The 24,367-nt window shown below is 60.6% G+C and carries 24 protein-coding genes; 17 read left to right on the top strand and 7 right to left on the bottom strand.

What is annotated here, in order from left to right:
- Positions 1 to 311 precede the first annotated feature (311 nt).
- The 5 genes from H7C19_RS23015 to H7C19_RS22995 all read left to right on the top strand — a co-directional run bounded on the left by H7C19_RS23015 (position 312) and on the right by H7C19_RS22995 (position 7,621).
- The gene (locus H7C19_RS23015) at positions 312 to 1,322 is read left to right on the top strand and encodes a LacI family DNA-binding transcriptional regulator (RefSeq protein ID WP_185671422.1); all 1,011 of its coding nucleotides are present in this window, start codon (positions 312 to 314) and stop codon (positions 1,320 to 1,322) included.
- Between the two features lie 50 nt (positions 1,323 to 1,372).
- Complete coding sequence (locus tag H7C19_RS23010; RefSeq protein WP_185671421.1) at positions 1,373 to 2,287, top strand: ABC transporter permease; 915 nt, start codon at positions 1,373 to 1,375, stop codon at positions 2,285 to 2,287.
- Positions 2,288 to 2,299: 12 nt separating this feature from the next.
- Positions 2,300 to 3,187 carry a carbohydrate ABC transporter permease gene (locus tag H7C19_RS23005; RefSeq protein ID WP_185671420.1) on the top strand — a complete coding sequence of 296 codons (888 nt, stop codon included), beginning with the start codon at positions 2,300 to 2,302 and terminating at the stop codon, positions 3,185 to 3,187.
- A gap of 54 nt (positions 3,188 to 3,241) precedes the next feature.
- Complete coding sequence (locus H7C19_RS23000) at positions 3,242 to 4,852, top strand: extracellular solute-binding protein (protein ID WP_376775399.1); 1,611 nt, start codon at positions 3,242 to 3,244, stop codon at positions 4,850 to 4,852.
- Positions 4,853 to 4,969: 117 nt separating this feature from the next.
- A complete protein-coding gene (locus tag H7C19_RS22995) occupies positions 4,970 to 7,621 on the top strand; it encodes a glycoside hydrolase family 2 TIM barrel-domain containing protein (protein ID WP_246469695.1) in 2,652 nt (883 codons plus the stop codon).
- A gap of 1 nt (position 7,622) precedes the next feature.
- On the opposite strand, the gene H7C19_RS22990 is transcribed toward H7C19_RS22995, so the two are convergent.
- A complete protein-coding gene (locus H7C19_RS22990; protein WP_185671419.1) occupies positions 7,623 to 7,853 on the bottom strand; it encodes a hypothetical protein in 231 nt (76 codons plus the stop codon).
- Positions 7,854 to 8,076: 223 nt separating this feature from the next.
- Between H7C19_RS22990 and H7C19_RS22985 the strand changes: the two genes are divergently transcribed.
- The 10 genes from H7C19_RS22985 to H7C19_RS22945 all read left to right on the top strand — a co-directional run bounded on the left by H7C19_RS22985 (position 8,077) and on the right by H7C19_RS22945 (position 17,664).
- Positions 8,077 to 8,238: a hypothetical protein gene (locus H7C19_RS22985; protein WP_185671418.1), complete on the top strand. Its 162-nt coding sequence runs from the start codon at positions 8,077 to 8,079 to the stop codon at positions 8,236 to 8,238.
- 537 nt (positions 8,239 to 8,775) lie between these two features.
- The gene (locus H7C19_RS22980) at positions 8,776 to 9,894 is read left to right on the top strand and encodes a glycosyltransferase (RefSeq protein ID WP_185671417.1); all 1,119 of its coding nucleotides are present in this window, start codon (positions 8,776 to 8,778) and stop codon (positions 9,892 to 9,894) included.
- Positions 9,891 to 10,529, top strand: coding sequence for a glycerol-3-phosphate acyltransferase (locus H7C19_RS22975; RefSeq protein WP_185671416.1), 639 nt, complete (start codon positions 9,891 to 9,893; stop codon positions 10,527 to 10,529). The genes H7C19_RS22980 and H7C19_RS22975 overlap by 4 nt, the downstream gene beginning before the upstream one ends.
- An 86-nt stretch (positions 10,530 to 10,615) precedes the next feature.
- A complete protein-coding gene (locus H7C19_RS22970; protein WP_185671415.1) occupies positions 10,616 to 10,954 on the top strand; it encodes a YrdB family protein in 339 nt (112 codons plus the stop codon).
- Between the two features lie 318 nt (positions 10,955 to 11,272).
- Positions 11,273 to 13,021 carry an ABC transporter substrate-binding protein gene (locus H7C19_RS22965; RefSeq protein WP_185671414.1) on the top strand — a complete coding sequence of 583 codons (1,749 nt, stop codon included), beginning with the start codon at positions 11,273 to 11,275 and terminating at the stop codon, positions 13,019 to 13,021.
- Between the two features lie 233 nt (positions 13,022 to 13,254).
- Positions 13,255 to 14,226, top strand: a complete 972-nt coding sequence (locus tag H7C19_RS22960) for an ABC transporter permease (RefSeq protein WP_185671413.1) — start codon at positions 13,255 to 13,257, stop codon at positions 14,224 to 14,226.
- Positions 14,223 to 15,185, top strand: a complete 963-nt coding sequence (locus tag H7C19_RS34955; RefSeq protein ID WP_246469694.1) for an ABC transporter permease — start codon at positions 14,223 to 14,225, stop codon at positions 15,183 to 15,185. Before H7C19_RS22960 ends, H7C19_RS34955 begins: the two co-directional genes overlap by 4 nt.
- Positions 15,152 to 16,141 carry an ABC transporter ATP-binding protein gene (locus tag H7C19_RS34950; protein ID WP_246469693.1) on the top strand — a complete coding sequence of 330 codons (990 nt, stop codon included), beginning with the start codon at positions 15,152 to 15,154 and terminating at the stop codon, positions 16,139 to 16,141. Before H7C19_RS34955 ends, H7C19_RS34950 begins: the two co-directional genes overlap by 34 nt.
- On the top strand, positions 16,138 to 17,115 hold the full coding sequence (locus tag H7C19_RS22950) for an ABC transporter ATP-binding protein (protein ID WP_313731968.1): 978 nt from the start codon (positions 16,138 to 16,140) through the stop codon (positions 17,113 to 17,115). Before H7C19_RS34950 ends, H7C19_RS22950 begins: the two co-directional genes overlap by 4 nt.
- A 348-nt stretch (positions 17,116 to 17,463) precedes the next feature.
- Positions 17,464 to 17,664 (top strand): cold-shock protein, encoded by a 201-nt coding sequence (locus H7C19_RS22945; RefSeq protein ID WP_090575021.1) that lies wholly within the window; start codon positions 17,464 to 17,466, stop codon positions 17,662 to 17,664.
- An 88-nt stretch (positions 17,665 to 17,752) separates the two neighbouring features.
- On the opposite strand, the gene H7C19_RS22940 is transcribed toward H7C19_RS22945, so the two are convergent.
- Positions 17,753 to 19,207, bottom strand: a complete 1,455-nt coding sequence (locus tag H7C19_RS22940; protein WP_185671410.1) for a glycosyltransferase family 39 protein — start codon at positions 19,205 to 19,207, stop codon at positions 17,753 to 17,755.
- Between the two features lie 178 nt (positions 19,208 to 19,385).
- Between H7C19_RS22940 and H7C19_RS22935 the strand changes: the two genes are divergently transcribed.
- Complete coding sequence (locus H7C19_RS22935) at positions 19,386 to 19,979, top strand: pentapeptide repeat-containing protein (RefSeq protein ID WP_185671409.1); 594 nt, start codon at positions 19,386 to 19,388, stop codon at positions 19,977 to 19,979.
- Positions 19,980 to 20,118: 139 nt separating this feature from the next.
- On the opposite strand, the gene H7C19_RS22930 is transcribed toward H7C19_RS22935, so the two are convergent.
- Positions 20,119 to 21,417, bottom strand: a complete 1,299-nt coding sequence (locus H7C19_RS22930) for an MDR family MFS transporter (RefSeq protein ID WP_185671408.1) — start codon at positions 21,415 to 21,417, stop codon at positions 20,119 to 20,121.
- Positions 21,418 to 21,608: 191 nt separating this feature from the next.
- On the opposite strand from H7C19_RS22930, the gene H7C19_RS22925 reads away from it, so the two are divergent.
- On the top strand, positions 21,609 to 22,046 hold the full coding sequence (locus H7C19_RS22925) for an SRPBCC family protein (protein ID WP_185671407.1): 438 nt from the start codon (positions 21,609 to 21,611) through the stop codon (positions 22,044 to 22,046).
- 12 nt (positions 22,047 to 22,058) lie between these two features.
- Here H7C19_RS22925 and H7C19_RS22920 read toward each other — a convergent pair whose 3' ends face one another.
- The 4 genes from H7C19_RS22920 to H7C19_RS22905 all read right to left on the bottom strand — a co-directional run bounded on the left by H7C19_RS22920 (position 22,059) and on the right by H7C19_RS22905 (position 24,358).
- Positions 22,059 to 22,280, bottom strand: coding sequence for a winged helix DNA-binding protein (locus tag H7C19_RS22920; protein ID WP_185671406.1), 222 nt, complete (start codon positions 22,278 to 22,280; stop codon positions 22,059 to 22,061).
- 147 nt (positions 22,281 to 22,427) lie between these two features.
- Entirely contained in the window at positions 22,428 to 23,231 is an 804-nt protein-coding gene (locus H7C19_RS22915; RefSeq protein WP_221469421.1) for a hypothetical protein, read from the bottom strand.
- Between the two features lie 227 nt (positions 23,232 to 23,458).
- Positions 23,459 to 23,998: a L,D-transpeptidase gene (locus H7C19_RS22910; protein WP_313731962.1), complete on the bottom strand. Its 540-nt coding sequence runs from the start codon at positions 23,996 to 23,998 to the stop codon at positions 23,459 to 23,461.
- Positions 23,999 to 24,142: 144 nt separating this feature from the next.
- Positions 24,143 to 24,358 carry a hypothetical protein gene (locus tag H7C19_RS22905; protein ID WP_185671404.1) on the bottom strand — a complete coding sequence of 72 codons (216 nt, stop codon included), beginning with the start codon at positions 24,356 to 24,358 and terminating at the stop codon, positions 24,143 to 24,145.
- Positions 24,359 to 24,367 lie beyond the last annotated feature (9 nt).

The following is a 24,367-nucleotide window of genomic DNA, read 5'->3' as shown; positions in this document are numbered from 1 at the left end:
AATGTAGGTAGTTTATTTACCCTTCGTTAAGCGTACCGGGCGAGAAAGGTCGCCCTGCAGATGTTGCAAGAGCGGCCTATTTTGTCACTTTGAAATGTATTCGATTTCATAACGGGTCGCCTTGTCTATAGGGGGCGAGGTGGCTCATACCCTTGATAATCCCTATAATTATTGGAGTTTTCTAAACGCTCGGTATTTTACTAAGAAATATTTTCATGATGGAGTGCAAAAAATGATTGTAATCGATTACAATATCCCCTATAATCACTTCATGGAAGCGCTTAAATCATACATGAGAGTAAGTGAAAGGCATGAACGACAGCAAAATGATCGACGTGGCCCGGCAGGCCAAGGTGTCCGTCGCCACGGTCTCCAGGGTCCTCAACGGCAGCAGCGCGGTGAGCGACAAGACGAAGAAGCGCGTCCTTAGCGCCATTAAGGAGATGAACTACGCGCCGAACGCGTCGGCCAAAAATCTGAGGTCCCTCAAGACGATGACGCTGGGCGTCGTCGTATCGGACATTCTCGTCTCCTACTACGCGGAGATCATCAAGGGGATCGAGAACACGGCCAACGGCCTGAACTACAACATCCTCATCTGCGACGCGCAGAACCGCAAGGAGAAGGAACGCGAATATATGTCGCTCCTCCTGAACCGGACGGTGGACGGGATGATCCTGGTGACCCCGCTGCTCGGCAACGAGGAGATCCGGGACTTCGCCGACATGGGCTGCGCGATCGGCATCGTCGGGCGCTACATCGATCATCCGAACGTGCCGTGCATCTACACGGACAACGTTAAGGCCTCCCGCGAGGTCGTGCACCATCTGATCGAGGAGGGACATGAACGTATCGCGTTCCTAAGCGGCTATGCGGACGCGGTCGACAGCTACGAACGCCTCGAAGGCTATCTGAAGGCGCTCCGCGATGCCCGGCTGCCGTTCATCCCCGAGCTGATCGAGAACGGGAACTTCAACGAGATCGGCGGGAACGAAGCCTTCCGGAGGCTCATGGCCAAGGACATCGGCTTCACGGCCGTCTTCGCGGCCAACGACGAGATGGCGCTGGGCGTCTACGAGGCGTGCAAGGCGCTGTCCATCGAGATTCCCGCTCGGATGGCCGTCGTCGGCGTCGACAACAACCGGATCTCCAAGTACGTGACGCCGAGGCTGAGCACGGTCGACCAGCCGAAGTATACGATGGGAGCGCTGCTGGCGGAGAAGCTGATCGATCAACTCAACGACAACGCGTTCGCCGACAAGCGCACGTTCAAGGTGGATTCCAAACTGCTGATCCGGGATTCTTCGCGCAACAGAAAGTAATCGATTACATTTTTTGAACCTATTCCTACCGCACCGTGGAGGTGGCCCGAATGTCCGGTCTGTTCCGGGAGATCCGCAAGAACAAAGTGCTCGTGCTCATGATTCTCCCCGCGCTGCTGTTCTTCGTCTTGTTCTCCTACGCTCCGATGGTGGGGGTATACTTCGCCTTCACCAACTTCAGCTTCGACGGCGGCCTGTTCAAGAGCCCGTTCGTCGGCATGGACAACTTCAAGTTTCTGTTCGAATCCGGCACGCTGTGGAACTTGACGAAGAATACGATCCTCTACAACATCGCCTTCATCCTCATCGGCAACGTCCTGCAGGTGATGAGCGCGGTATTCCTCAGCGAGCTGCCCGGCAGATGGTTCAAGAAAACGTCGCAGTCGATCATGTTCCTGCCGTTCTTCGTCTCGTTCGTGCTGGTAGGCGCCTTCGTATTCAACCTGTTCAGCACGAACAACGGGCTGGTCAACACCCTGCTGGAGCAGCTCGGCATGCAGCCCTACGACTTTTACATGCACACGGCGCCGTGGAAGTACATCATCGTCTTCTTCAGCGTATGGAAGGGGCTCGGCTACGGTACGGTCATCTACCTCGCGGCGATCATGAGCATCAGCGACGAATACCACGAAGCCGCGAAGATCGACGGGGCGAACATCTTCCAACGTATCCGCTTCATCACGATCCCGATGCTCGTGCCGACCTTCATCCTGCTCATCCTGCTCAGCCTGGGCGGCATCCTCAAAGGCCAGTTCGACCTGTTCTACCAGATCATCGGCAACAACGGCATGCTCTTCGATTCGACGGACGTCATCGATACGTACGTGTTCCGCGCGCTCGCCGTGAACTTCGACATCGGCATGGGGACCGCGGCCGGGCTGTACCAATCGTTCTTCGGTCTGGCGCTCGTCTTGACGGTCAACTACATCATACGGAGAACCCGCGACGATTACGCGCTGTTCTAGGAGGAGCGGACCATGAAGATCAAAACGGAAAAATCGACGGTTGCCTTCAACGTTCTCGGCTTCGCGGTCATGACCCTGCTCACGCTCGCTTGCCTGCTGCCCTTCTGGGTGATCGTCTCGGGCTCGTTCACTTCGGAGCTCGAGATCATCGAGGACGGCTTCAAGCTGTGGCCGGACCGGCTCTCCGTAGAGGCTTACCAGGCCGCCTTCAGCAACCCGGCGCAGATCTTCAGGGCCTACGAGGTGACGATCGCGCTGACGGTCGCGGGCACGGTCATCGGCCTGTTCGTCACCTCCATGGCGGGCTTCGTCCTGTCGCGCAAGGACTTCAAGCTGCGCAACGGACTCGCGTTCTTCATCTACTTCACGACGCTGTTCAGCGGCGGCCTCATTCCCTGGTACATCATGATCGTGAAGTATCTCGGCTGGAAGGACAGCTATCTCAGTCTGCTGGTGCCTTCCTTGCTCGGCGCGTTCAACATCATCCTGATGAAGAACTTCATGCGGTCTATTCCGGAATCCATTCCCGAATCCGCCAAGATCGACGGGGCGGGCGAATTCCGGATCTACTGGCGGCTCATCCTCCCGCTGTCGACGCCGGGCCTCGCGACGATCGGCCTGTTCATGGCCTTGTCCTACTGGAACGACTGGTTCCACGCCAATCTCTTCATCACCTCGGAGGACAAATACCCGCTGCAGTTCTTGCTCTACAAGATTCTGGCCAGCGCGGCCGTCCTGAAGACGAACGTCGCCGCGAACCTGTCCGCGGACATGAAGCCGCCCGCCGAGACGCTCAAGATGGCGGCCTCCGTCATCGTCACGGGTCCGATCGTCTTCCTGTATCCGTTCGTGCAGCGGTACTTCGTCAAAGGTCTCACGATCGGCGCAGTCAAAGGTTAGAACCGGGACGCCGGCTAACATAGACAGTTCATCCTTTATGAGGAGGGGTCATTTTTGAACCCACAGATGAAGAAAACAGGTTCTCTGCTGCTCTCGCTCACGCTGCTCGGCACCGTACTGGCGGCTTGCGGAGGCAATTCGGACAACAACGGCAATAGCCAGGCATCCCCCTCGGGTTCGCCTTCTAGCTCCGGTTCGGCCTCGCCGTCGGCCGGCGGCGACGCGGCGAAGCCCGATACGTCCAAGAAAGTCGAACTCGTCTGGTATCTGCTGGGCGACGCCAGTTCGGAATCCGCCAAGGTCAACGCCGAGTTTAACAAGCTGCTGGAGAAGGATCTGAACACGACGGTCAAGTTCAACTTCACGACGTGGAACGATTGGCAGACCAAGTACAACCTCCTGCTCGCGAGCGGCGAGAAGATCGATATGCTGTTCGCCTCTACCTGGGCCGACTACTACAAGTTCGCGAACCAAGGCGCCTTCCTGCCGCTCGACGATCTGCTGCCGAAGTACGCGCCCGAGACCTGGAACAAGGTGCCGCAGCAGGACTGGACCGAAGCGACGGTCAAAGGCAAGATCTATGCGGTCCCCGCCACGTATCCGGAGTATACGCCCGACGGGCTGGTCTACCGCGAGGACTGGCGCCAGGAGCTGAACCTGCCGGAGATCAAGGATCTGGACACGCTTGAAGCCTATCTGGACGGTGTAAAAAAGGCGAAGCCGGACGTCACTCCGATCAACGGCAAAGCCTGGAACGAAGCGTATACCCTGTTCAAGAGCTACAGCGGCTACGAGCAGATCGGCGGCGACAGCGGCGTCGTCGTAGCCAAGTCGTACGATGCGCCGAGAGACATCGTCGCCTACCCGTTCACGGACGAGTTCGAAGCGTGGGTCAAGCGGATGAAGACGTGGGCGGACAAAGGCTTCTGGACGTCCGACTCTCTGGCTTCGCAGAAGGAGGCCGGCGACGCGATCAAGGTGGGCACGGGCGCCGTCTACTGGCGGAACGCGCCGGGCGCGGGCGGCTACATTACCGACATGGAGAAGAACAAGCCGGATATCAAGATGGGCTACTTCCCGTTCACGCGCTTCCACAACTACGCGATGCCGACGCTGTCCGTGAACAACGCGATGGCGATCCCGAAGAGCGCGCCGAACCCGGAGCGCACGCTGATGGTGCTCGACAAGCTGCGGAACGATCCGAAGTATTACGACTTGTTGACCTACGGCATCGAAGGCACGCACTACTCGATCGCCGACGACGGCAAATCGATCGTCAAGCCGCCGAAGGGCATGGAGGGGAAAAAGGACTTCAAAGGCTACGACATCGCCAGCTGGGGCTGGCGGATCGAGAGCATGTCCCGCGAGAAGCAGGCCGCCGGCTGGACCGGATTCGACGCGCTGCTCGCGGAGTTCAAGGCCGAGAGCAAGCCGAATATCTTCTCGCCGGTGCTGCTCGACTATGCGCCGGTCAAGTCGCAGCAGGCGGCCGTGAATCAGGTGTTCGAGCAGTACGGCAAGCCGCTCATGATGGGCCTCGTGAAGGACCCGGACAAATCGCTGGCCACGTTCCGCGATCAGTTGAAGAAAGCCGGCGTCGACAAGATCGTCGACTATATCAAGACGGAAGCTTCCAAATATTACGATGAAAAAGGAATCCAATAATCGTCATCCATAAGATTTCAGGTTGGGGGATGTGAAGCGCCCTGCTCGCGCGGGCCTCTCATCCCCCTGCTATTGACTGGCTTTTGGGAATGACGGGAATGGAGCCGTGAACGACCTATGGGGAACGGGCAATCGCCGGGCAAGAAAAAGGTATGGCGATGGATGGCCGCGGCCATCGTGGCGGGAGGAGGAATCATACTGGCTATTCAACAACAGGGAATCCGAGGCGGGCAGGAAGCGAGGGCCGCGCTGAATCCGATTCCGCACACTTCGCAGGAAGGCTTCTTGCAGACGACGTTCTCGCTGCAAGCGATCGACGGGACGCAGGTGCCGTTCCAGAACGGCCTGCCGGTCCCCTCGTTCGAACCGCAGCGCCGCAAGACCGTGCCGCTGTCCGGCGAGTGGGAGAAGCGCCGATTCGAGGCGGATCACGGCTTCTCGATGCAGCCGCGTACCGAAGCCTGGCTCGCCGAACTGGAGAAACGGGAGGCCGACTATCTCGCCGGAGAAAGCAGGGCGGAGTGGGAGCCGAAGACGCTGCCCGCGCCGGAGAATCGGCTGACCGGAGAGGCGGCGGCGAACGCTGCGGAGACTTTCGAAGACGGCGTCTGGTATCGCCGGACGTTCCTCGTGGACGGCTATAGCCGAGATCGCGCGTATACGTTGAAGTCGCTCGGCGTGAATTACGTCTCGGACTTCTGGATCAACGGTCATTGGATCGGCTACCACGAGGGAGGCTTCACGTTGTTCGCCTTCGACGTCTCGCCCTTCCTGCGCGAGGGGGACAACGAGATTCGGGTGCGGGTCGACAACCCGCCGTGGGGGAGCCGGGACGACATCATTCCGGCCGTCGCGGGCACGGACTTCTTCAACTACACCGGCATCCTGCAGGATCTGTACGTGGAGGAGACGGACGCCGCGCAGATCGCGCGGGCGGACATCGTGCCGCGGAGCACCGACGGCAAGCTCGACATCCGGGTGGTGGTGGCGAATCGGGGAGACAAGCCGCGGAACGTCGCGCTCAAGGGCGCGATCTACGAGGCCGATCCGAAGTCTGCAGCCTATTGGACGTCGCCCGAAGCGTCCGGGATTCGAGGCGCGGCCGCCGCGACCGATCGGCCGATCGAATCCGTGGTTGCGTTGAAGCCCGGCGAAGCTCGCGTCCTCTCCTATCAAGTGCAGGTGGCGGAGCCGAAGCTGTGGTCGATGCGGACGCCGAATCTGTATGTCGCGTCGTTCGAGCTGTCGGATGCGGAAGGAGCCGGGGCGGGCGGCGGCGACCGGTTCGACACGCAGTTCGGGATCCGGACGCTGGGCACGAAGCAGGCGAACATCCTGCTTAACGGGAAGCCGACGTTCCTCGCCGGCATCGCGCGGCACGAGGAGTGGCCGGACACGGGGCGGACCGCGGCGTGGGACCGCATCCTGGCGGATCTGCGGCAGATCCAAGCGCAGCATGCCAATATGGTGCGGACGGGTCATTATCCGAACCAAGTGTATACCTATCTCGCGCTGGACCGCCTCGGACTCGCGGCGATGAGCGAGATTCCGCTCTGGCAGTTCGAGACGGCGCACTATCGGATTCAGGAGGAACGGCGGTTCGCGGACCAGATGTGGCGGGAGATGGTATTTTCGCAGTACAACCGTCCGTCGGTGCTGCTCTGGAGCACGCAGAACGAATCCAAGGAGGTCGCCCTTCGCTTGACGTACAACGAGCGGCTCGTGAACGATCTCCGGACGAACTACGACGACGGCCGGCTGATCACGCAGAGCGCGGCGGCGGACCAGCCGGGTCCGGAGGACCCCTCGATGGCGCCGCTCGACGTCGCGGGCTGGACGATGTACTTCGGCATTTTCCACGGGAGCACGTATTACGAAGGCACGCGCCAATTCCTCGAGAAAGCCCATGAAGCCTACCCGGACAAGCCGATCCTGAACACCGAGTTCGGGCATTGGACGGGAGACGGGGACGCGGAAGCGCCGGCGCAGTCTCAGACGTACGAGGAGACGATGCAGGCGATGATGGAGAAGGCGACGCTCAGTCCGGCCGGAACGGCGAGTCCGAACGGGTTCGTCGCGGGCGTCGACTTCTGGATCATGTACGACTGGTACGTGAACCACAACCAATGGATCGACACGTTCGGCGCGTACCGCATGGACCGCAAGCAAGCGAAGCCCGTCGCCGCCGCGATCGCGGCGGACTACGCGCGGCTCACGGCGCTGGGCGGCGAAGCTTCGGGAGACGGGCGACCGTCCGCCACGCTCTGGACGCGCGGGGACGGGAATCCCAAGAGCGGCAGTCCTGATGGCGGCGGTCGCGATGGCGGGAGTCCCGATGGCGGGAGTCCTGAGGGAGGGAGTCCCAAGAGCAGCAGTCGTGAGGGCGGGAGTCCCGATGGCGGGAGTCCTGATGGCGTTGATCACGTCGCTGCCGACGGAGCGGGCGAATTCAAGCTCGCGCTGGGCTCGGCCGCGGATCTGTCGGGTTACGCCTGGCTGCGTCTCGACGTCCATGACGACCAGTCGCAGATCGGCTTCGACGTCTCGTTGGAGGATGCGGACGGTCAGGTCTGGACGATGAGCACGCATCGCATCCTGACGTATGCCCGGTATCCCGTATACGTCTCGTTGGCCAAAGCCGCGGGCATCGACCTATCGGGCATCGTTTCCGTTACGGTACATGGGGAGGGGCGTGACGGATTGTCGGTCTTGCAGGTCTCCGCGACCGATGACGCCAGCGAGGCTTGGCGGCCGTTCGAGGAGCCGTGACCTAGGGACCGCTGTCCGCCTTCTTTTTCCGTTGCCCGAACAGGATCGTTCTGTAACGGATGAGATAGTAGAGATTGGTGCAGAGAAAGAATGCGCACGTCCAAGTCTTGTACGTTCTCTCTTCCGAGCCGAACGTGCCGTAGTACTTGACCATATAAACGATCAGCGAGAGATTAACGATCGTAATGACTGCAACCGCCAGTCTCACGACAAGCTTCATAAACGGACTCACCCCTTCGATAACCCTCCCTTATGCGCGCGCATAAGGGAGGGTTATTGGATTGGAAGACGAATAATTAGCTTATACAGCGCTCGCTCTAATGGCTTCTCCCCATTGGGTCCGTATTCCTCCTCGAATCCGCAGAGCGGGGGAAGGGTGCCGCCGTAGTGGGATGGATGCCGCCGTAGTGAGGAAGGATGCCGCCGGTAGCGAGGAAGGATGCCGCCGTAGTGGGATGGATGCCGCCTATATGGTGAAGGATGACACCGCCATTGGTGAAGGTGCCGCCGTCTTGGGGATGGTTTTTACGAAATGGTCCGGCCATGATCGCATTCAAAGCGCAAACGTACAAACGGGCATTCTCTTTTGCGCCTCATTCGGCAGTCCCGATGAGTGATTGCTCTACAGTGGGGACCGCGCTCCCAAAAGTTGTATTCGTACCACTTATCTAGCCGTAATCGGCGTTAAAGGGACCATCTCTTGCAAAAGTACAACTTTTTCCGAAGAAAATCGAAAAACAGGCCGAAAACGGCCGAATAAGTGGTATGTTTACAACGATTTCTCCGTTTGAGGCTCATTCCCGGGAAAAAAGTTGTACGTTTACAACGATTGTTCACGGGAGGCTCATCTTCAGAAAAAAAGTTGTACGATTACAAGTACTGCTCACTTTGAGGCTCATCCGCAAGAAAAAAGTTGCGCGTTTACAACTACAGAGTCGCATGCTCGGCTGCTATGCGAGCCCATCTTTTCATCGCCTATTGCATGCGTTGCATCATCGCTGCGGCCCGCAAAGGTCATGAATCGTTTTTGTAGCATGCATCGGGGCGTTGTCCGAATATAATGAAAAACACCCGCCACGTCTTCGCGGGACGGAAGCCTGCTGCCAATCGACGGAGGCTCGATGCGAACCGGTGCGGATAGGGGGAGATGCGTCATGTGGATCTGGTGGGTCTCGGCCTTGCTGGCCGTCGGCGTACTGTCCGGGTTCGTCCTGTTCAGGCGCCATACGATCGTCGCTAACGCGGAAGCCGGCCCGGAGACGGATCAGCCGAGGAGGCTGTCCGTCATCATCCCGGCGCGCAACGAAGCCTTCAATTTGCCCGATCTGCTCGCTTGTCTGCAAGTCCAGACGCTGCGTCCGTTCGAGGTCATCGTGGTAGACGACGAGTCCGGCGACGAGACGTACGAGATCGCGAGGCGCTACGGCGCCACCGTCATCGCCAATACGCCGCTCCCGCCCGGCTGGACGGGCAAGAATTGGGCGGTCCGCAACGGCTACGCGCATGCGACCGGCGACCTGATTGCCTTCCTTGACGCGGATATTCGGCTCGTCCCCGAGGCGCTGGCTTCGCTCGTGCAGGCGAGAGAGCGGACGGGCGGCGTCGTCTCGGTCGTCCCTTACCATACGGCCGGCCGATTCTACGAGCGCCTGGCGCTTATCATCAACATCCTCGGCGTGTTCGCCTTCACTTCCTTCCTCGAGCGCAATCGGAGCACCGGGCTCTACGGCTCCTGCATCCTCACGACGCGCGCGGACTACGAGCGGGCGGGCGGCCACGACGGCGTCCGGTCCGAGGTGCTCGAAGACTTAAGCCTCGGCGCCCAATACGTAGAGGCCGGCATCCGGGTCACCAATTTCCTCGGGGCCGGCATGGTCAGCTTCCGCATGTATCCGCACGGCATCCGCAGCGCCATCCAAGGGCTGGGCAAGGGAGCACTCCTCAGCACGTCCAAGTTGAGCGGCCTCACCGTCCTGCTCGTCGCCCTCTGGATCGTCGGTCTCATCGGCGCGGAGATCGGGCTCATCTGCGCGCCTTTCGCGCCGGCCCAAGGGTGGATCCCGCTCTGCGCAAGCTATATGCTCTACACCCTTCAGATCTTCTACTTCATCCGGTATGTCGGAAGATTCGGCAAGGCGGTGCCGATCGTGCATCTCCTGTCTACGCTGTTCTTCCTCTGTGTCATGATCTATTCCGCGTACAAGGTTGTCTTCCGGGGCCACGTCACGTGGAAAGGAAGGCAGATCGAAGTGGGAGGCAGGCAGCGCCGATGATCATCCTATGGACAATCGCCTCGTTCGTATCGGGCTCGCTCATGTTCTCTTACGCGCTGGGACGGATCGCCCGCCGCGATCTGAAGGAAGTCGGAGACGGCAATCCGGGCGGATTGAACTTGTGGCGCGCCGCCGGCATGCCGCTCGGGATCGCGGGCATCGCGCTGGACTTTCTGAAAGGGTATGTGCCGGTTCTGCTGTTCCTTCGGGCCAACGACGATTACGCGTCCAGTTACGCTATGGTGCCCGTCGCGCTAGCGCCCGTCCTGGGGCACGCCTTCTCTCCCTTCCTGAAGGGAAGAGGGGGCAAGGCGATCGCGGTCACGTTCGGCGTCTGGAGCGCGTTGACGGGGTTCGAAGCTTCGATAGCGTATGCTGTCGTGCTCGCCATCGCGATGGCGCTGGACAGATCCCTCCGGCGCCGGACCGCCGCATCGCCGCAGTCCGACGCGCTGCAGGTGGTGAGCGGAATGCTCCCGATGGCGGGGTATCTGGCGCTGCGGGGCTATCCCGGCTCGGTGCTGCTGTTCTGGCTGGCGAACTTCCTCTTGATGGCCTATACGCACCGGCGCGAGCTGCGGCGGGTCATCCCCTTCCTGCATGAGGCGGAGAAAAGGAAAGGAAGAGAGCTTTGACGGCTCTTTTCCGAATTCCCGCTTGCAAAAACTAATGACATTAGTTATATTAAAACTAATAACATTAGTTTATGGAGGGATTCGCGATGATGGCGATTCAAGCGGTCATTTTAGGCGTACTTTTTTTGGTGGAACTGGCGGCTTTGGCCGGACTTGGCTATTGGGGATTTCATGTGAAGCAGGGAATTGCGATTCGGATTCTCCTCGGGATCGGAACGCCGCTGCTCACGGCCGTCGTTTGGGGACTGTTCATCGCGCCCAAAGCGACCTTCCCCGTCACGATCCCGGTGCGCGCCGTTCTCCAACTGATGGTGTTCGGGCTGAGCGCCGCTGCGTTGTACGCTTCCGGACGGACGGGGCTCGCTGCGGCCTTCGCCGCGGTGGCGCTGGTCGATATGATTCTGGTGTACTCGCTTAAGCTTTAGGCGGCGCACGGCTGATGACGCAAAGGTATCGCCCAACCCTTAACCCCATATACGATAAAGGGCGATGAATATTGACTCCGTAAATTATTGACGAAAAATTAAAAATAGTCTAAAAATTAAAAATACGGATGGATATAAAGATATTATCGGTGTTAAAATATGGAATTATCGAGGCAGGAGGTGTGATGATAATAAGATGTGTTAGATAGACATACATAACAACATCATGGCGGTTCTAACCCATCGGCAAAACTGCAAGGCAGATCTGTCGTTCGGCTTCCTTCATCGAATGGAAAATCGAATCGAGGAGTGGGACCCATGAAAAGCAAGAATAAGTTGACGATGTGCCTATCCGTCTTCGCCTTGGCCGGAGCGCTGCTCGCCGGGTGCAACGGAGCGGGCTCCAAGGCCTCCGACTCATCCCCAAGCGCTTCACCCTCCGCCAGCGCTTCCCCCAGCCCTTCCGCATCGGCAAGCGCGCCCCCCGACGCCAATCAACCGGTGGACGGCGGGAGCATCGTCATCAGCTCCTTTTCCGATATCGTCTCGATTAACCCGATCTACGTCCAAGACACCGCGTCCGGCGACGCGCAGGGCATCGTATTCGCCAACTTATACGATCTCGACCGCCAGGGCAACGTCGTCGCGGAGCCGTGGTCGCTCGCGGCCGAACTGCCGACGATTAGCGCGGACGGACTCACCTATACGGTCAAGCTGAAGCCGAACGCCAAATGGAGCGACGGGCAACCGGTGACGGCGGACGATATCGCGTTCACCTTGAACACGATGAAGAATCCGGAAGCGGGCTCCCCTGGTATCAGCAACGTCGACAAGATCGACACCGTTGCGAAGATCGACGACCAGACGGTCGAGATCAAGCTGAAGCAGGTATTTTCCCCGTTCCTGTACTCGCTGTTCACGCCGCTGGCGCCCGCGCACGTCCTCAAGGACGTTCCGCTCAAGGGGTTGGAGAAGAACGCCTACGGTTCGGATCCGGCGAAGACCGTCACGAACGGCCCTTGGAAGTGGACGGCTTGGGAGCACGGCCAATATCTGACGTTCGAGGCCGACCCGAATTACTGGGGGGCGCAGAAGCCGCATATTCAGAAGATCACTTACAAGATCTATGCGGACCAGAACACGGAGGTTCAGGCGCTGCTCAAGGGCGACACCAACATGACGGAGGCCGTCCCGCTCACCATGCTGGATACGGTCAAGAAGCAGAAGGGATTGAACGTCATCCTCGCCCCGGGGCCTCAGTACGAGTACATGTCGTTTAACTTCAAGGACGATAACTTCCCGGACAAATATTCGCCGTTCAAGGGGCAAAAGACGCGCCAAGCGATCGCCTATGCGTTGAACCGCCAAGGCATGGTCGACAACATCCTGAAAGGGACGGGCAAGCTGATGAACTCGCCGTTCCTGCCGGGATCCTGGGCGGATCCCGGAGATCGGGCGGTCAACTATAACTACGACGCAGAGAAGGCAAAACAGCTGCTGGCGGACGACGGCTGGAAGGCGAACAAAGACGGCATTCTGGAAAAGGACGGACATAAATTCTCGTTCGAGCTGCAATACAATGCGGGCAATAGCCGCCGGGAGCAGGTGGCCGCCGTCATCCAGCAGAACCTGAAGGACGTCGGAATCGACGTGAAGCCGAAGGGCATCGAATTCTCCGCCTGGATCGATCAGAATGTGACCCCCGGCAAGTACCAGGCGCTGCTCCTGTCTTGGTCGCTCACGAATCCGGATCCCAACGGGGAGAGCATCTTCTCCTCCAAGTACTTCCCGCCGGCCGGACAGAACGCAGGCTGGTACAAGAACGAGAAGCTGGACGATCTGTGGGTGAGGGGCTACTCGGTCATCGATCAGAACGAGCGGAAGAAGATCTACGCGGAGGCGGGTCAAGAGATCTCCACCGATCTGCCCTATGTATTCCTGTATCAATACGGGCTGCCGCAAGCGTTGGACGCCACCATTCATTATGCGGAAGCGGATCGTCCGGAACCGTCGCTCGCCTATGGCTATCTCTTCCATGCGATCAACTGGTGGGTCACCCCTAAGTAAAAACCTCTATCTTCTAGATCGGACGACGACTGTCGCGCCATCTTGGGAGCGTACCGGGGGAAGGTCCTAACGGTCCTTCCCCTCTTCCGGGGACGGCGAAGCCGTTTTTACTTGACCATTTCGAATTTGTAAGTTTCACACGCTTATCCATTTCTAAATGGTCTCCGATAAAAACGTCTCGCCCTCTTCCGAGGATGTCGAAGCCGTTTTTACTTGTATAGGGGGATGCCGCAATGACCGAGTACCTGATCCGACGCACGCTGCAATCCGTCCTTATCCTGCTGCTGATTACGGTCGTTACTTTCATCCTCATCCACGCGGCGCCCGGAGGGCCGAAGCAAATCTATCTGTCTCCGAATCTGTCGCAAGCGGCGGCCAAGGTGCAGGAGCATAACTTGGGATTGGACCGGCCGCTGCCGGTGCAATACGTCAACTGGATCGGCGATCTGCTGCGCGGAGACTTGGGATACACCTTTAAGAACCATATTCCCGTCGGGGAGATCATCTGGCCAACCGTAGGTCACACGCTCGTCTTGATGGGGGCGGCTTGGCTGCTTACCCTCCTGATCGCGCTTCCTTGGGGCATCTACAATAGCACATCCGAATACGGGTTGTCCGACCAGACGGCCTCCTTCATCGCTTATATCGGATTTGCGATGCCTACGTTCTGGTTCGGCATCATCCTGCAAGAGTTGTTCGCGCTCAAGTGGAACCTGCTGCCGCTGTCGGACATGTGGACGATGGGCAAAGAGGGCCAGATCGGAGACCTGCTGCTGCATCTGATGCTTCCGGTAACGGTGCTGACGATCGGATTTCTAGCCAGTTACGTCAAGTACGCCCGTTCGAGCATGCTCGAAGTCCTGGACCAGGACTATATCCGAACGGCGAGGGCGAAGGGGCTCGGGGAAGGCCGGGTCGTCTTCCGGCACGCCCTGCGGAACGCATTGATCCCGATCATCACGGTGCTCGGCCTTGATCTGCCGGTGCTCGTAGCGGGCGCGGCGCTGACGGAGAACGTGTTCAACTGGCCGGGCATGGGCAGGCTGTTCGTGCAGATGGCCGTCGCGCGCGAGTACTCCGTCCTGATGGCGATTACGCTCCTCACGGCGGTGTTCGTCATCGTCGGCAACTTCGTGGCGGACTTGCTGTACGCGCTGGTCGACCCGCGGGTGAAGCTGAGCCGGAAGGGGGGCGCGGCGGCATGAGTCCTTCAACCGCGCCGGTCCGCGCAGCCGGCGAACGCGCGCGAGCGGATAGGCGCCCTCCAGGCTTGTGGCAAGCCGGGTGGCGGCAGTTCTCCCGCAACCGGTTCGCCGTGGCGGGTCTCGCCATCATGGCCGTTTTCGTAATCGCGTCCTTGACGGCCCGATGGATTGCGCCGTACGACCCCACCCGTATCGACATGATGTTTCCGAACTTGCCGCCCGGCACGGGAGATCATCTGCTCGGCACCGACGAGCTGGGGCGGGATATCTTCTCCCGGCTGCTCTATAGCAGCCAGGTGTCCTTGCTAGTCGGATTCAGCGTCGCCATCGCCTCCGTCGCCATCGGGACGCTGATCGGCGCCGTCTCCGGCTACTTCGGCGGATGGCTCGACACCTGCTTCATGCGGCTGGTCGACGTCATGAACGCCATACCGCTGCTCTTCCTCAACATTCTGATCTTGGCGATCTTCGGTTCGGAATTCTCCTACATGATACTAGTCATGACATTCACCGGGTGGATGGGCGTGGCCAGGCTGGTTCGCGGCACCTTCCTGCAGCTGCGGGAGATGCAGTATGTGGAGGCCGCCCGGGCGATCGGCGTGTCGGATGCGGGCATTATCTTCCGCCATCTGCTGCGGAACGCGTCCGCGCCGATCATCGTCAACGCGACTTTGATGGTCGGGTACGCCATTCTGGGCGAATCTGCCTTGTCCTACCTAGGGCTGGGCGTACAGGTCCCCCAGACGAGCTGGGGACTCATGCTGTCGAACGCGCAGGAGTTCATGCTGGTCGATCCGCTGCAAGCGGTCTACCCTGGCCTCTGCATCCTGCTCGTCGTATTGGCGGTCAATTTTGTAGGCGACGGCTTGCGGGACGCGATGGATCCCCGCAAGCAAGCGGCGATCGCGCGAAGGGGGTGGGGGCGTTGGCGGAGAAACTCCTCGAAGTTCGGGAATTAACGGCAGGCTTTCACACGGAGAGAGGCTTCCTGCGGGCGGTCGACCGCGTCTCCCTGTCGCTCGAAGCGGGACAGACGCTGTGCGTCGTGGGGGAGTCGGGCAGCGGCAAGAGCGTGACGTCGCTCGCGATCATGCGGCTGCTCGATTATTCGGGCGGCACGATCGCCGGAGGCGAGATCCGGTTCCGCGGCGTAGATCTGACCGAGTTGCCCCAGCGCGAAGTGATGCGAATCCGGGGCAACCGGCTGACGATGGTCTTCCAGGATCCGATCTCGGCGCTTAATCCCGTATTCACGGCCGGCGATCAGATCGCGGAGAGCCTCCGCGTCCATAAGGGGATGAGCCCCAAAGCGGCTTGGCGGAAGGCAGTCGATATGCTGAGGCTGGTCGGCATCCCCGATCCCGAGATGCGGGCGGGTCAATACCCGCACGAGATGTCCGGCGGCATGTGCCAGCGCGTCGTCATCGCCATGGCGCTCGCGTGCGATCCGGAGCTGATCATCGCCGACGAGCCGACGACCGCGCTCGACGTCACCGTGCAAGCGCAGATTCTGGAGCTGCTTCAGCGGCTGAAGCGGGAACTGCGGACGTCCATCCTGCTCATTACGCACGACATGGGCGTCGCGGCGGAGATGGCGGATCGGATCGCGGTCATGTATGCAGGCGCCGTCGTGGAGGAGGGAACGGCGGCCGCGATCTTCGAACGCCCGCGCCATCCCTATACGATCGGGCTGCTGCGATCGATTCCGGGGACGACGGGAGAGCGCGGCACGGAGCTCTATACCATTAAGGGGGGCATCCCGCGCATCGAACAGCTGCCTGGCGGTTGCCGGTTTCATCCCCGCTGCCCCTACGCGATGGAGAACTGCGCGCGAGAAGAGCCTCCGCTGCTCGAGGCGGCGGACGGTCATCGATCCGCATGCTGGCTGACGGACATGCCGGAGGTGATGACGTGACGGAGCAGCCCTATCTGATCGAAGCCGTGCAGGTACAGAAGCACTTCCCGATCCGCCGCGGGCTGTTCGGCCGGGTAGCGGGGCACGTGAAGGCGGTCGATGACGTCTCCTTCGGCATCCATGCCGGCGAGACGTTCGGCCTGGTCGGGGAATCGGGGTGCGGCAAGTCTACGCTGGGCCGGGTCATGCTTCATCTGCAGCGGGCTACGGCCGGCGAAGTCCGGTTCGAAGGACGGGATATCCAGCAAGCCGGCGCCCGGGAGCTTCGGCGGCTGCGCGAAGAGATGCAGATTATTTTCCAAGATCCGATGGGCTCGCTCAATCCCCGGTTCCTGGTCCGCGATCTGATCGGGGAGCCGCTGCGGCTTCATCGGCGGATGTCGGCCGCGGACCGGGACGACCGGGTCGTCTCCCTCATGGAGATGGTGGGGCTGGACGCGACCCGCCGCAACCGCTACCCGCACGAATTCTCCGGCGGGCAGCGCCAGCGGATCGGCATCGCGAGAGCGATCGCGCTGGAACCGAAGTTCATCGTGGCCGACGAGGCGGTATCGGCGCTAGACGTGTCCGTGCAGTCCCAAGTGCTCAACTTGATGATGAAGCTGCAGCGGGAATTCGGCTTGACCTATCTGTTCATCGCGCATGGGCTGAACGTCGTGCGTCATATCGCGAGCCGCGTCGGCGTCATGTACTTGGGGAAGATGGTAGAGGTAGCCGGGACGGACGCGTTGTTCGCGCGCCCGCTCCATCCGTATACCGCGGTGCTGCTGTCCGCGATTCCCGAACCGTCTCTGACGCGCAAGCGAGAGCGGATCGTGCTGCAAGGGGACGTGCCGTCGCCCGCCAATCCGCCCTCCGGATGCCGGTTCCATCCGCGCTGTCCATTCGTCCAGGCGCGTTGCCGGACCGACGAACCGCCGCTTGCGACGATCGCTCCCGGGCGGCAGGTCGCCTGCCATTTTCCTTTGGCCTAACGAGATTCGGCTGGGCGCAGGGAGCTCAGCCGATTTTTTTTCGAGATCTCCTGTTTAAAAAATGCCTATTGTGGTTAAGTTAGGGTTGAGCGCCGCCGCGAGAACGGACCATGCGCGTGCAGACGGCGGAGATCCGCTCGCCCTTTTGCTTGCCCAATTAGAAATAAAATCCCGTTTGCGTTCTCGGACAAGATATGATAAGATGACACTAATCTAAATCTTGACCTGAGTTCACATATTGTAGAGGGTTATTATTTTGAGGCGCAATAACCTTGTACAATATGTGAATTTTATTTTCCAAGCGAAATAAAAGGTCATGTAGAAAAACATTTTTTGGAGGTAATACACATGCAACAAGGTACAGTTAAATGGTTCAACGCAGAAAAAGGCTTCGGTTTCATCGAAGTTGAAGGCGGCAACGACGTATTCGTTCACTTCTCCGCAATCGTCGGCGAAGGCTTCAAGACGCTGGACGAAGGCCAACGCGTTGAGTTCAACGTGGTTCAAGGCAACCGCGGTCCGCAAGCTGAGAACGTTGTAAAACTGTAATTTAAGCGGCATTCGCCCTTAAATAAGCGAAACCCGACCGTACGCGGTCGGGTTTTTCGCATGTATAGAGGACTTGCGGGACGGCGTCTCACATCGGAACGCCGCGTCCCGGCCGGGCCTGCTCCTCTAGCGAGAAGAACGGCCGGACTCTCTCATACAGCGCATACGCGCCATAGCTTTGCAGTAGGATGAAGACGGGCATGAAGTCCAGGCGATACCGGGTCTGCACTTCGATCGCCAGATGAACCGCGGCATAGCCCAGCCACAGCAGAACGAGGAAGAGCGGTCCGCGCGTCTCGCCGCGCCGTAGCAGCACGAACAGCGAGCAGGCGCCGAAGGCGCTCATCGCGACATACATCGTTCGTTCCCATTGATCGAGCAGGCGCGTCAATTCGGGCTTGCCCATCTCGCCTAGGCTCCACATCGTAGCCGAATCGGCGCCGCCCCAGAGCAGGACGAGCTTCCGCGCCATGAGTGCCGCCACCTCGGCTTTGTCCGACAGCCTCATCTTCACGACCGCGAGCTCCGCCTCGTTCCTCGCTTCCCCGAGCGGATACCGCGCGGCGAGCTTGGCATCCTCCATCGACCAGCCGCCGTCCGTCGCGGCATTCAGCCCCACCATGAACTTCCAGTAAGGCTCCCGGTTGGACAGCTTGTACTCCGTGACGCCGCCGGCGATGAGCGCGTAGCTGACGAGCATCTGTACGAGATAGAAGACGCCCAGGACCCCTGCCGCCTTGGCGATGACGATCCGCTTGGCCGTCCGAAGCGTAGGCAGCAGCTCGAAGAGGATCACATACGCGGCGAACCCGATCAGGAAGATGCTGCCGAGCGGCCGCATGACGTTGCCTAGCCCGAACGCGAGGCCGATGCCGATCCAGCGGAACTTCGCGTCGAGTCCCCGGTTCAAGACGAGCCAGCAGCCGAGCGTGAACAGGAAGATCGAGAGGTGCTGATTGGTCAGCACCGAGCACATGAGGATGTGCGGAATATAGCAGGCATGCAGCAATGCCGCCGTTCGGCCGCTGAACTCGTTGAAGAGACGTCTGCCGATGCCGTAGACGAGGACGGAAGTGCCCGCGCCAAAAAGCGCGTTCAGCAGCTTGAGGACGATCAGCGAGCTTCCGAACAGCTTGATGACGAGCGCTTCGTACATCGTGAAGCCGAGCTGATAGACCCAGCTGCGGAAGTACTCGTCGTCTCCGAACGAATAGTCGCCGCTCGCCGCGTTCATCGCGGCCGCGTGCATGAAGGCGAAGTCCGACGCGGGCGGCGTATCGATCCAGAAGATCCACGCGAGCCGCAGGCCCAGCCCCAGCGCGAGCAGGACCGCCAGGAACCCGGAGCGGCTCAGATAACGATTCGCCAAGGCGCCCATGAACAAGATAAGACCCGCCGAGGATAGGGCGGCGGCGCCGATCTTCAGCGGCGAGCCGAAGAGCGCCGACCCGTTCGCGAGGGAGGCGGCCAGCGCGATCGCGAACAGAATGCCGCCCGCCGCCAATATCGCCCGCGAGGTCAGCGTGAGGCTTTTGCGGAGCATATTCATTCCAATTTCCTTTCTAATGGCCTATGTCTTCCTCATCCTATCCGATTGCCGCCGGCGGCGCAGTAGCTAAATAGTCCCAAAAAGCGATGGAAAGCGTCTTCATTCCGCGATGTAGTAGTATAATTTAGAGGCTAGCGCAGCAAGAGGGTACGACAGAAAGGTGGAAACGAAGATGAACGAACTGCCGAAGCGCGATCCGTACGGCTTGGGGCGCCGAGAAATGCGGCAGACGACGGAAGGGCCCGTTCGTCCGGATGGCCGGGATCCCCGGGTGGCGGAGAGGGTCTGGCATCGATGCAACCTGGAGGGAGCGGACTTCGCGGGCAAGGACCTCTCGGACGGCTCCTTCTACGGTTGCAACCTGCGGAACGGGAACTTCGCCGGCGCCGGTCTGACGGGGGTACACTTCGCCAGGACAAGCCTCCGGGACGCGATCTTCCGGGACAACGCGCTGGACCGGACGCACTTCGTCTTCTCCGATCTGTACGGCGTCCGCTTCGACGGCCAGACGATCTCGGGCGCCGTCTTCGAGCATGCCGGCTTGTCGGGCGCTTCCTTTGAAGGGACGACCTTCCGGCACGTCTCGTTCAGATTCGGACAGCGGCACGGGCATCTGTTCGTCCGCCGCCGCAAGGGCTTGGTCGTCGCCCAGTTCGATCCGCGGGCGGACCAGGCGCGCTTCGACGGCGCGTTCATGGATTGGGCGACGTATGCGCCGCTGCGCGATGCAGGCGTCGATCTGACGGGCGTCACGCTGCTCCCGTGAACGTTGCGTGCGCCGATCCGGGGGCGGGTTGGAGGATCCGGCACGGTCCGGCGCTCTCCGCGCTGCCCGCATGAAAGAGGCAGGCGCGAGAAGCCTGCGCGAGACGCCCGCGCGAGACGCCCGCGCGAGACGCTGCGGATCAGCCGTGCGGCGCGGCTCCCGGCGACTGCCGCGGGGAGGCCGGCCGTTCGTGCCAACGGAACATCAGATTGTAGAGCGCTGCGGCGGCGACCGCAAGCGCCGCGAGCAGGGCGAAGGTCCAAGGGAAGCCGATCCAGTCGCTAAGCGGGATCGACAGCGGCGCGATCGTCCGGCCCAGCGTGAAGCGCAGGCTGGAGGCCGCGAAGTATTGGCCGCGCATATCGTCCGGCGCGAGCCGCGAGATGAACGTCTGCTGCGGTCCGGCGGACATGAGTTCGGCGAGCGTGAACAGCACGATCACGAACACGAAGCCCCAGAAGGACGTCATCTGTCCGAACAAGGCGATGCTCGCCGCATAGATCAAGGCGCCCGCCACGAAGACGTAGCGATCCCGCAGGGCATTGAGTCCTCGGGTGACCGAGACGGTGAACAGCGCCACGAGGAAGCCGTTCAGCGAGACGATCGCCCCGAACAGCTGCTGGCCGCTAAGCTGCCAATGCCAGTCCCCGTAGGCGAACACGGCCGTACGCTCGACGGTCTCCTCGATGAAGACGGGGAAAAGCAGGTCAAGCTGCAGGAACGTCTGTCCGACCAGCACGCCGGCAACGATGAACAGGAGAAAGACGCGATCCGAGGCGATGATCCGGTACTGGCGCAGCTCGGCGACCAGGAAGCGATACCAGGGACCGCCTGCCGGCGAGGCGGCAGCGGCCCGGTCCATCCGGGGCGCCGTCTCCCGCAAGCGGCTGCCGAGCAGCAGCCCCACCCCGACGCAGCACGCGCTGGCTGCGGCCAGCACGAGGGACGGATGATTCAGATAGAATAGCGAGCCGAGCAGCGGTCCGATGACCACGGCGATGTTGACGGAGGAGTAGAAGACGGCGAACACTTGGGACTGGTGCCGCTCTTCGACGACGTCCGCGACCATCGCCTGGCTCGCCGGCCAGTACAGGGAGCCGAAGACGCTGGCCGCGCTGAATCCGGCGAAGGCTGCTGCCGGAGAGGCCATCCACGGCGTGGAAGCCAAGGCGAACAAGCCGTAGCCCGCCGCTTGGCCGAACGAGGCGATGACCATCATCCGTTTGCGGCCGAACCGGTCGGCGCAGTATCCGCCCAGCAGATTGGCGATCACCGAGAGCACTTGCGACAGGACGAGCAGCAGACCGGTCAATCCCTTGCCGAACGCCTCGGAGAAGTAGATCGCGAGGAAGGGAAAGAAGGTCCAGAAGATGACGTTATTGATGAATTCTCCGCCTAAGCGAATCTTCAGATTGGTATCCCAGTTGCGGATTTTCATAAGAAGGCATTCTCCAAATTCTTAGTTGTCGTTCCCTTCATCATACGATTCGCGGGCAGGTTGGACAAGCCTTGGTCGACGGAGACGCGACCCGGCACGCATCCTGCGCGGTTCCCAGGCCCAAGGCGGGCCAACTGGCGGCGAAGGGCAAGCTAACTTAGACAGAGAGCAGAAAGAAGGCATCGACGATCATGAAATTCAAGACGCAGGCGAAAGTCGCGGTATCGAAACAAGCGCTGTGGGAGGCATGGGCCGACGTGCCGGCCTGGCCGAAGTGGGATACGGAGCTCGAAGAGGCAATCTTGGACGGCGGCTTCGCCGTCGGCGCCGAGGGACGAATGAAGTCGAAGAAAGGCGGCGTCTGGTCGATATTCCGCATTCTCGCGATCGAACCCGCGCGAGGCTATACCTGCGTCGTGCCCATGCCGGGCGCGCGGTTGGAATTCCACCGCACGTTCCGCGAGGCGGAGAACGGCGAGCTCGAGATTGCGCACGAATTGGACTTCCGCGGCCCCCTCGGTTGGCTGTACGGCTTGACCCTCGGACGGGCCACGCATCGGAAATACCCCACGCTCATGAAGCTGTTCGTCGAACAGGTGAAGGCGCGGGACCGGGGCGATTGGCGGTAGGCTGCAGGTGGATTAGCCGTCGCTCTTGCGCTGCATGCGGCGCTCCGTCGTCCGGTTGAATTGCCGGAGCAATTCCGCGAACGCGCGGCAGTCCGCTTCGGGCCATTCGGTCAGGAGATTGGCGTAGAAGCCGGCGCGCGCCTCGCGGATCTCCTTCAGCAGCTGCGGCACGGGCGGGGTGATCTGCAGGAGATTGACGCGGGCGTTCCTTGGGTGCGGTCTTCCGCTCGACATAGCCTTTCGACGCCAACCGTAGACGCCGTCGTGCTGTGGGGATTCGGGATCGACGTCGCGAGCGTGCCGAAGCTACTTCACATGTCCTTCAACGATCCAAGCAGGCCGCCCGATCCGGCATCTCAGGCCCGGGCGGCCTTTTTCCTCCTAAGCCAGCAGCGACTTCGACTTCGCGATCGTCTCGGCGATCTTCTGCTCCAGCCCATGCTGCTTCGCCTTGGCGTCGTTCGTCTGCCGGGCCAGCGTTAGCAGGGTGGCCAGCGAATCGCTCGCGCCTTTGGCGTCCTGCTTCTTCACGGCGGCGTTGAACGTCTTCCATACGGCGGCGAACGACTTCTTCGCGGCGGACGCGGCGCTCTTCTCCGACTGGATGCGCGTCTTCAGCGGGTCCGTCTCCGCGAGCGCGGTACGGACCTTCTTGGCGCCGGCAGAGGCCGACGCCTTCGCCGCCTTGAGCGCGGCTTCCTTCACCCGGATCTCGTCGCGCGCCAGCTGCACCGACACCTTCATGGTGCTCGCCTGCAGTTTGAGCAGGGCGTTCAGCTCTTTGTTCTTCAGCGGACGCACGGCCGAGATCTTGTCGTTCAGCGCGGCGTAGTTCGCGAACAACGGCTTGTACCGTTCCTTCGCCTGCTTCACCTGGGCGTCCAGCTTGGCGATCTTGTCCGCGTCGATGCGCGAGACGAGCTTGCGGACATCCGCGGCCGCCGCGTCGTTGCGGTCGTGGAGCGCCTTGATCTGCGCGTCCCACTGCTCGGCCTGCTTCTGCAGCGCGCCGAGCTCGTCGTACTGCGCGCCCAGCTTGGCGGCGAGCGGCGCATCGGCCGCCGCCTTCATCTTGGCGAAGCTCGTCTTCGCCGTCGCGCTCAGCTCGTACGAGGACGCTCCGGCCGCCCCCGGCAGGACGCCCATCCAGATCAGCAGCGCGATTCCGGCCCATGTCCATCTCATCTTCATTCCGTTCCGCTCCTTCATGAATAAGATTGCAGCAAAAAAGCACCCGGCAAGCCGGCCCAAAGGCCTCGCTCGCGGGTGCTTCCCACTGTTCAAAAAGATGAAAAATCGGTGATGTGCGTTCACTATACACCACCCGTTCGACGGGCGTCAAGCCGGTAAAAACCGAAAATTTCGGCGTCTAACTAGAGCTGTACTAGGCATAGACAAGCCTATTAAGAAAGCTATTTTCGGATGAGGACGGCGGTCTCGGTTTTCACCGTGTCGTACAGCCAACGGACGTCTTTGTTGTGCATGCGGATGCAGCCTGCAGACACGTATTTGCCGATCGACTTCTCGTTGTTGGTGCCGTGGATGCCATAAGCGTAAGAGACTTTGCCGCCTTTAAGCGTCACTTCTAGACCCAACCAGCGGTCGCCCAGCGGATTGCGGGGGTCTCCGCCCTTGATTTTCTCCTTGTAGTAAGGACGGTTCTTGATTTTCTCGTGAATCGTGAACAGACCTTCGGGCGTCAGCGTGGATTTCTTGCCGGTCGCGACGGGGAACGATTTGACGAGCTTGCCTTTCTCGTAATACGAGAGCCGGTTGTCGGACTTGTCGATCACGATGAACTGCGCTTCCTGCGCGTACTTGGCATCCAGCTTCTGACCGGCTGCGGCGGCCGCCCGGGCGCCTGAGGGGAACGCGAAGAGGAGCAGCAGCGCGATCATCGCGTACAGCGCAAATGCCTTCTTGATGTTGCTCGCCTCCTTGGTATAGCACATAGATATGCGGATGGAGGCGCGCGTATGGATAAAATTAGGCGAAAAAATGAGGCGGCAAGTCCGTGAGGTACAGCAAAAGCCGGTCCTTTCCCGCAAGGAAAAGAACCGGCTCTTCGAGATTAGGGGGTTCGGGCCGCAAGCGGTCTAGCGCTTCTTCAGCTCGAAGAACTCGCATTCGGTCCGCACGTGGTAAGCGATCTCGCTGACGCCGGACTGAATGACGACGGTACGCTCGTCGAAGCGCAGGATGACGCCGCCCGTATCGACGATGTGGTCGTCCTTGAAGACGCGCATCCGCAGCTGCTTGTCCAGCGCTTCCTGGAAGTCTTGATCCGTTACTAACCTGCGGTTGATGGCCATGTCCGTGCT

The sequence above is a fragment of the Cohnella nanjingensis genome (assembly GCF_014212125.1).
Taxonomy (GTDB): domain Bacteria; phylum Bacillota; class Bacilli; order Paenibacillales; family Paenibacillaceae; genus Cohnella; species Cohnella nanjingensis.
Note: the sequence above shows the minus strand (reverse complement) of the source record. Positions and strands in the feature narration are given on the sequence as shown.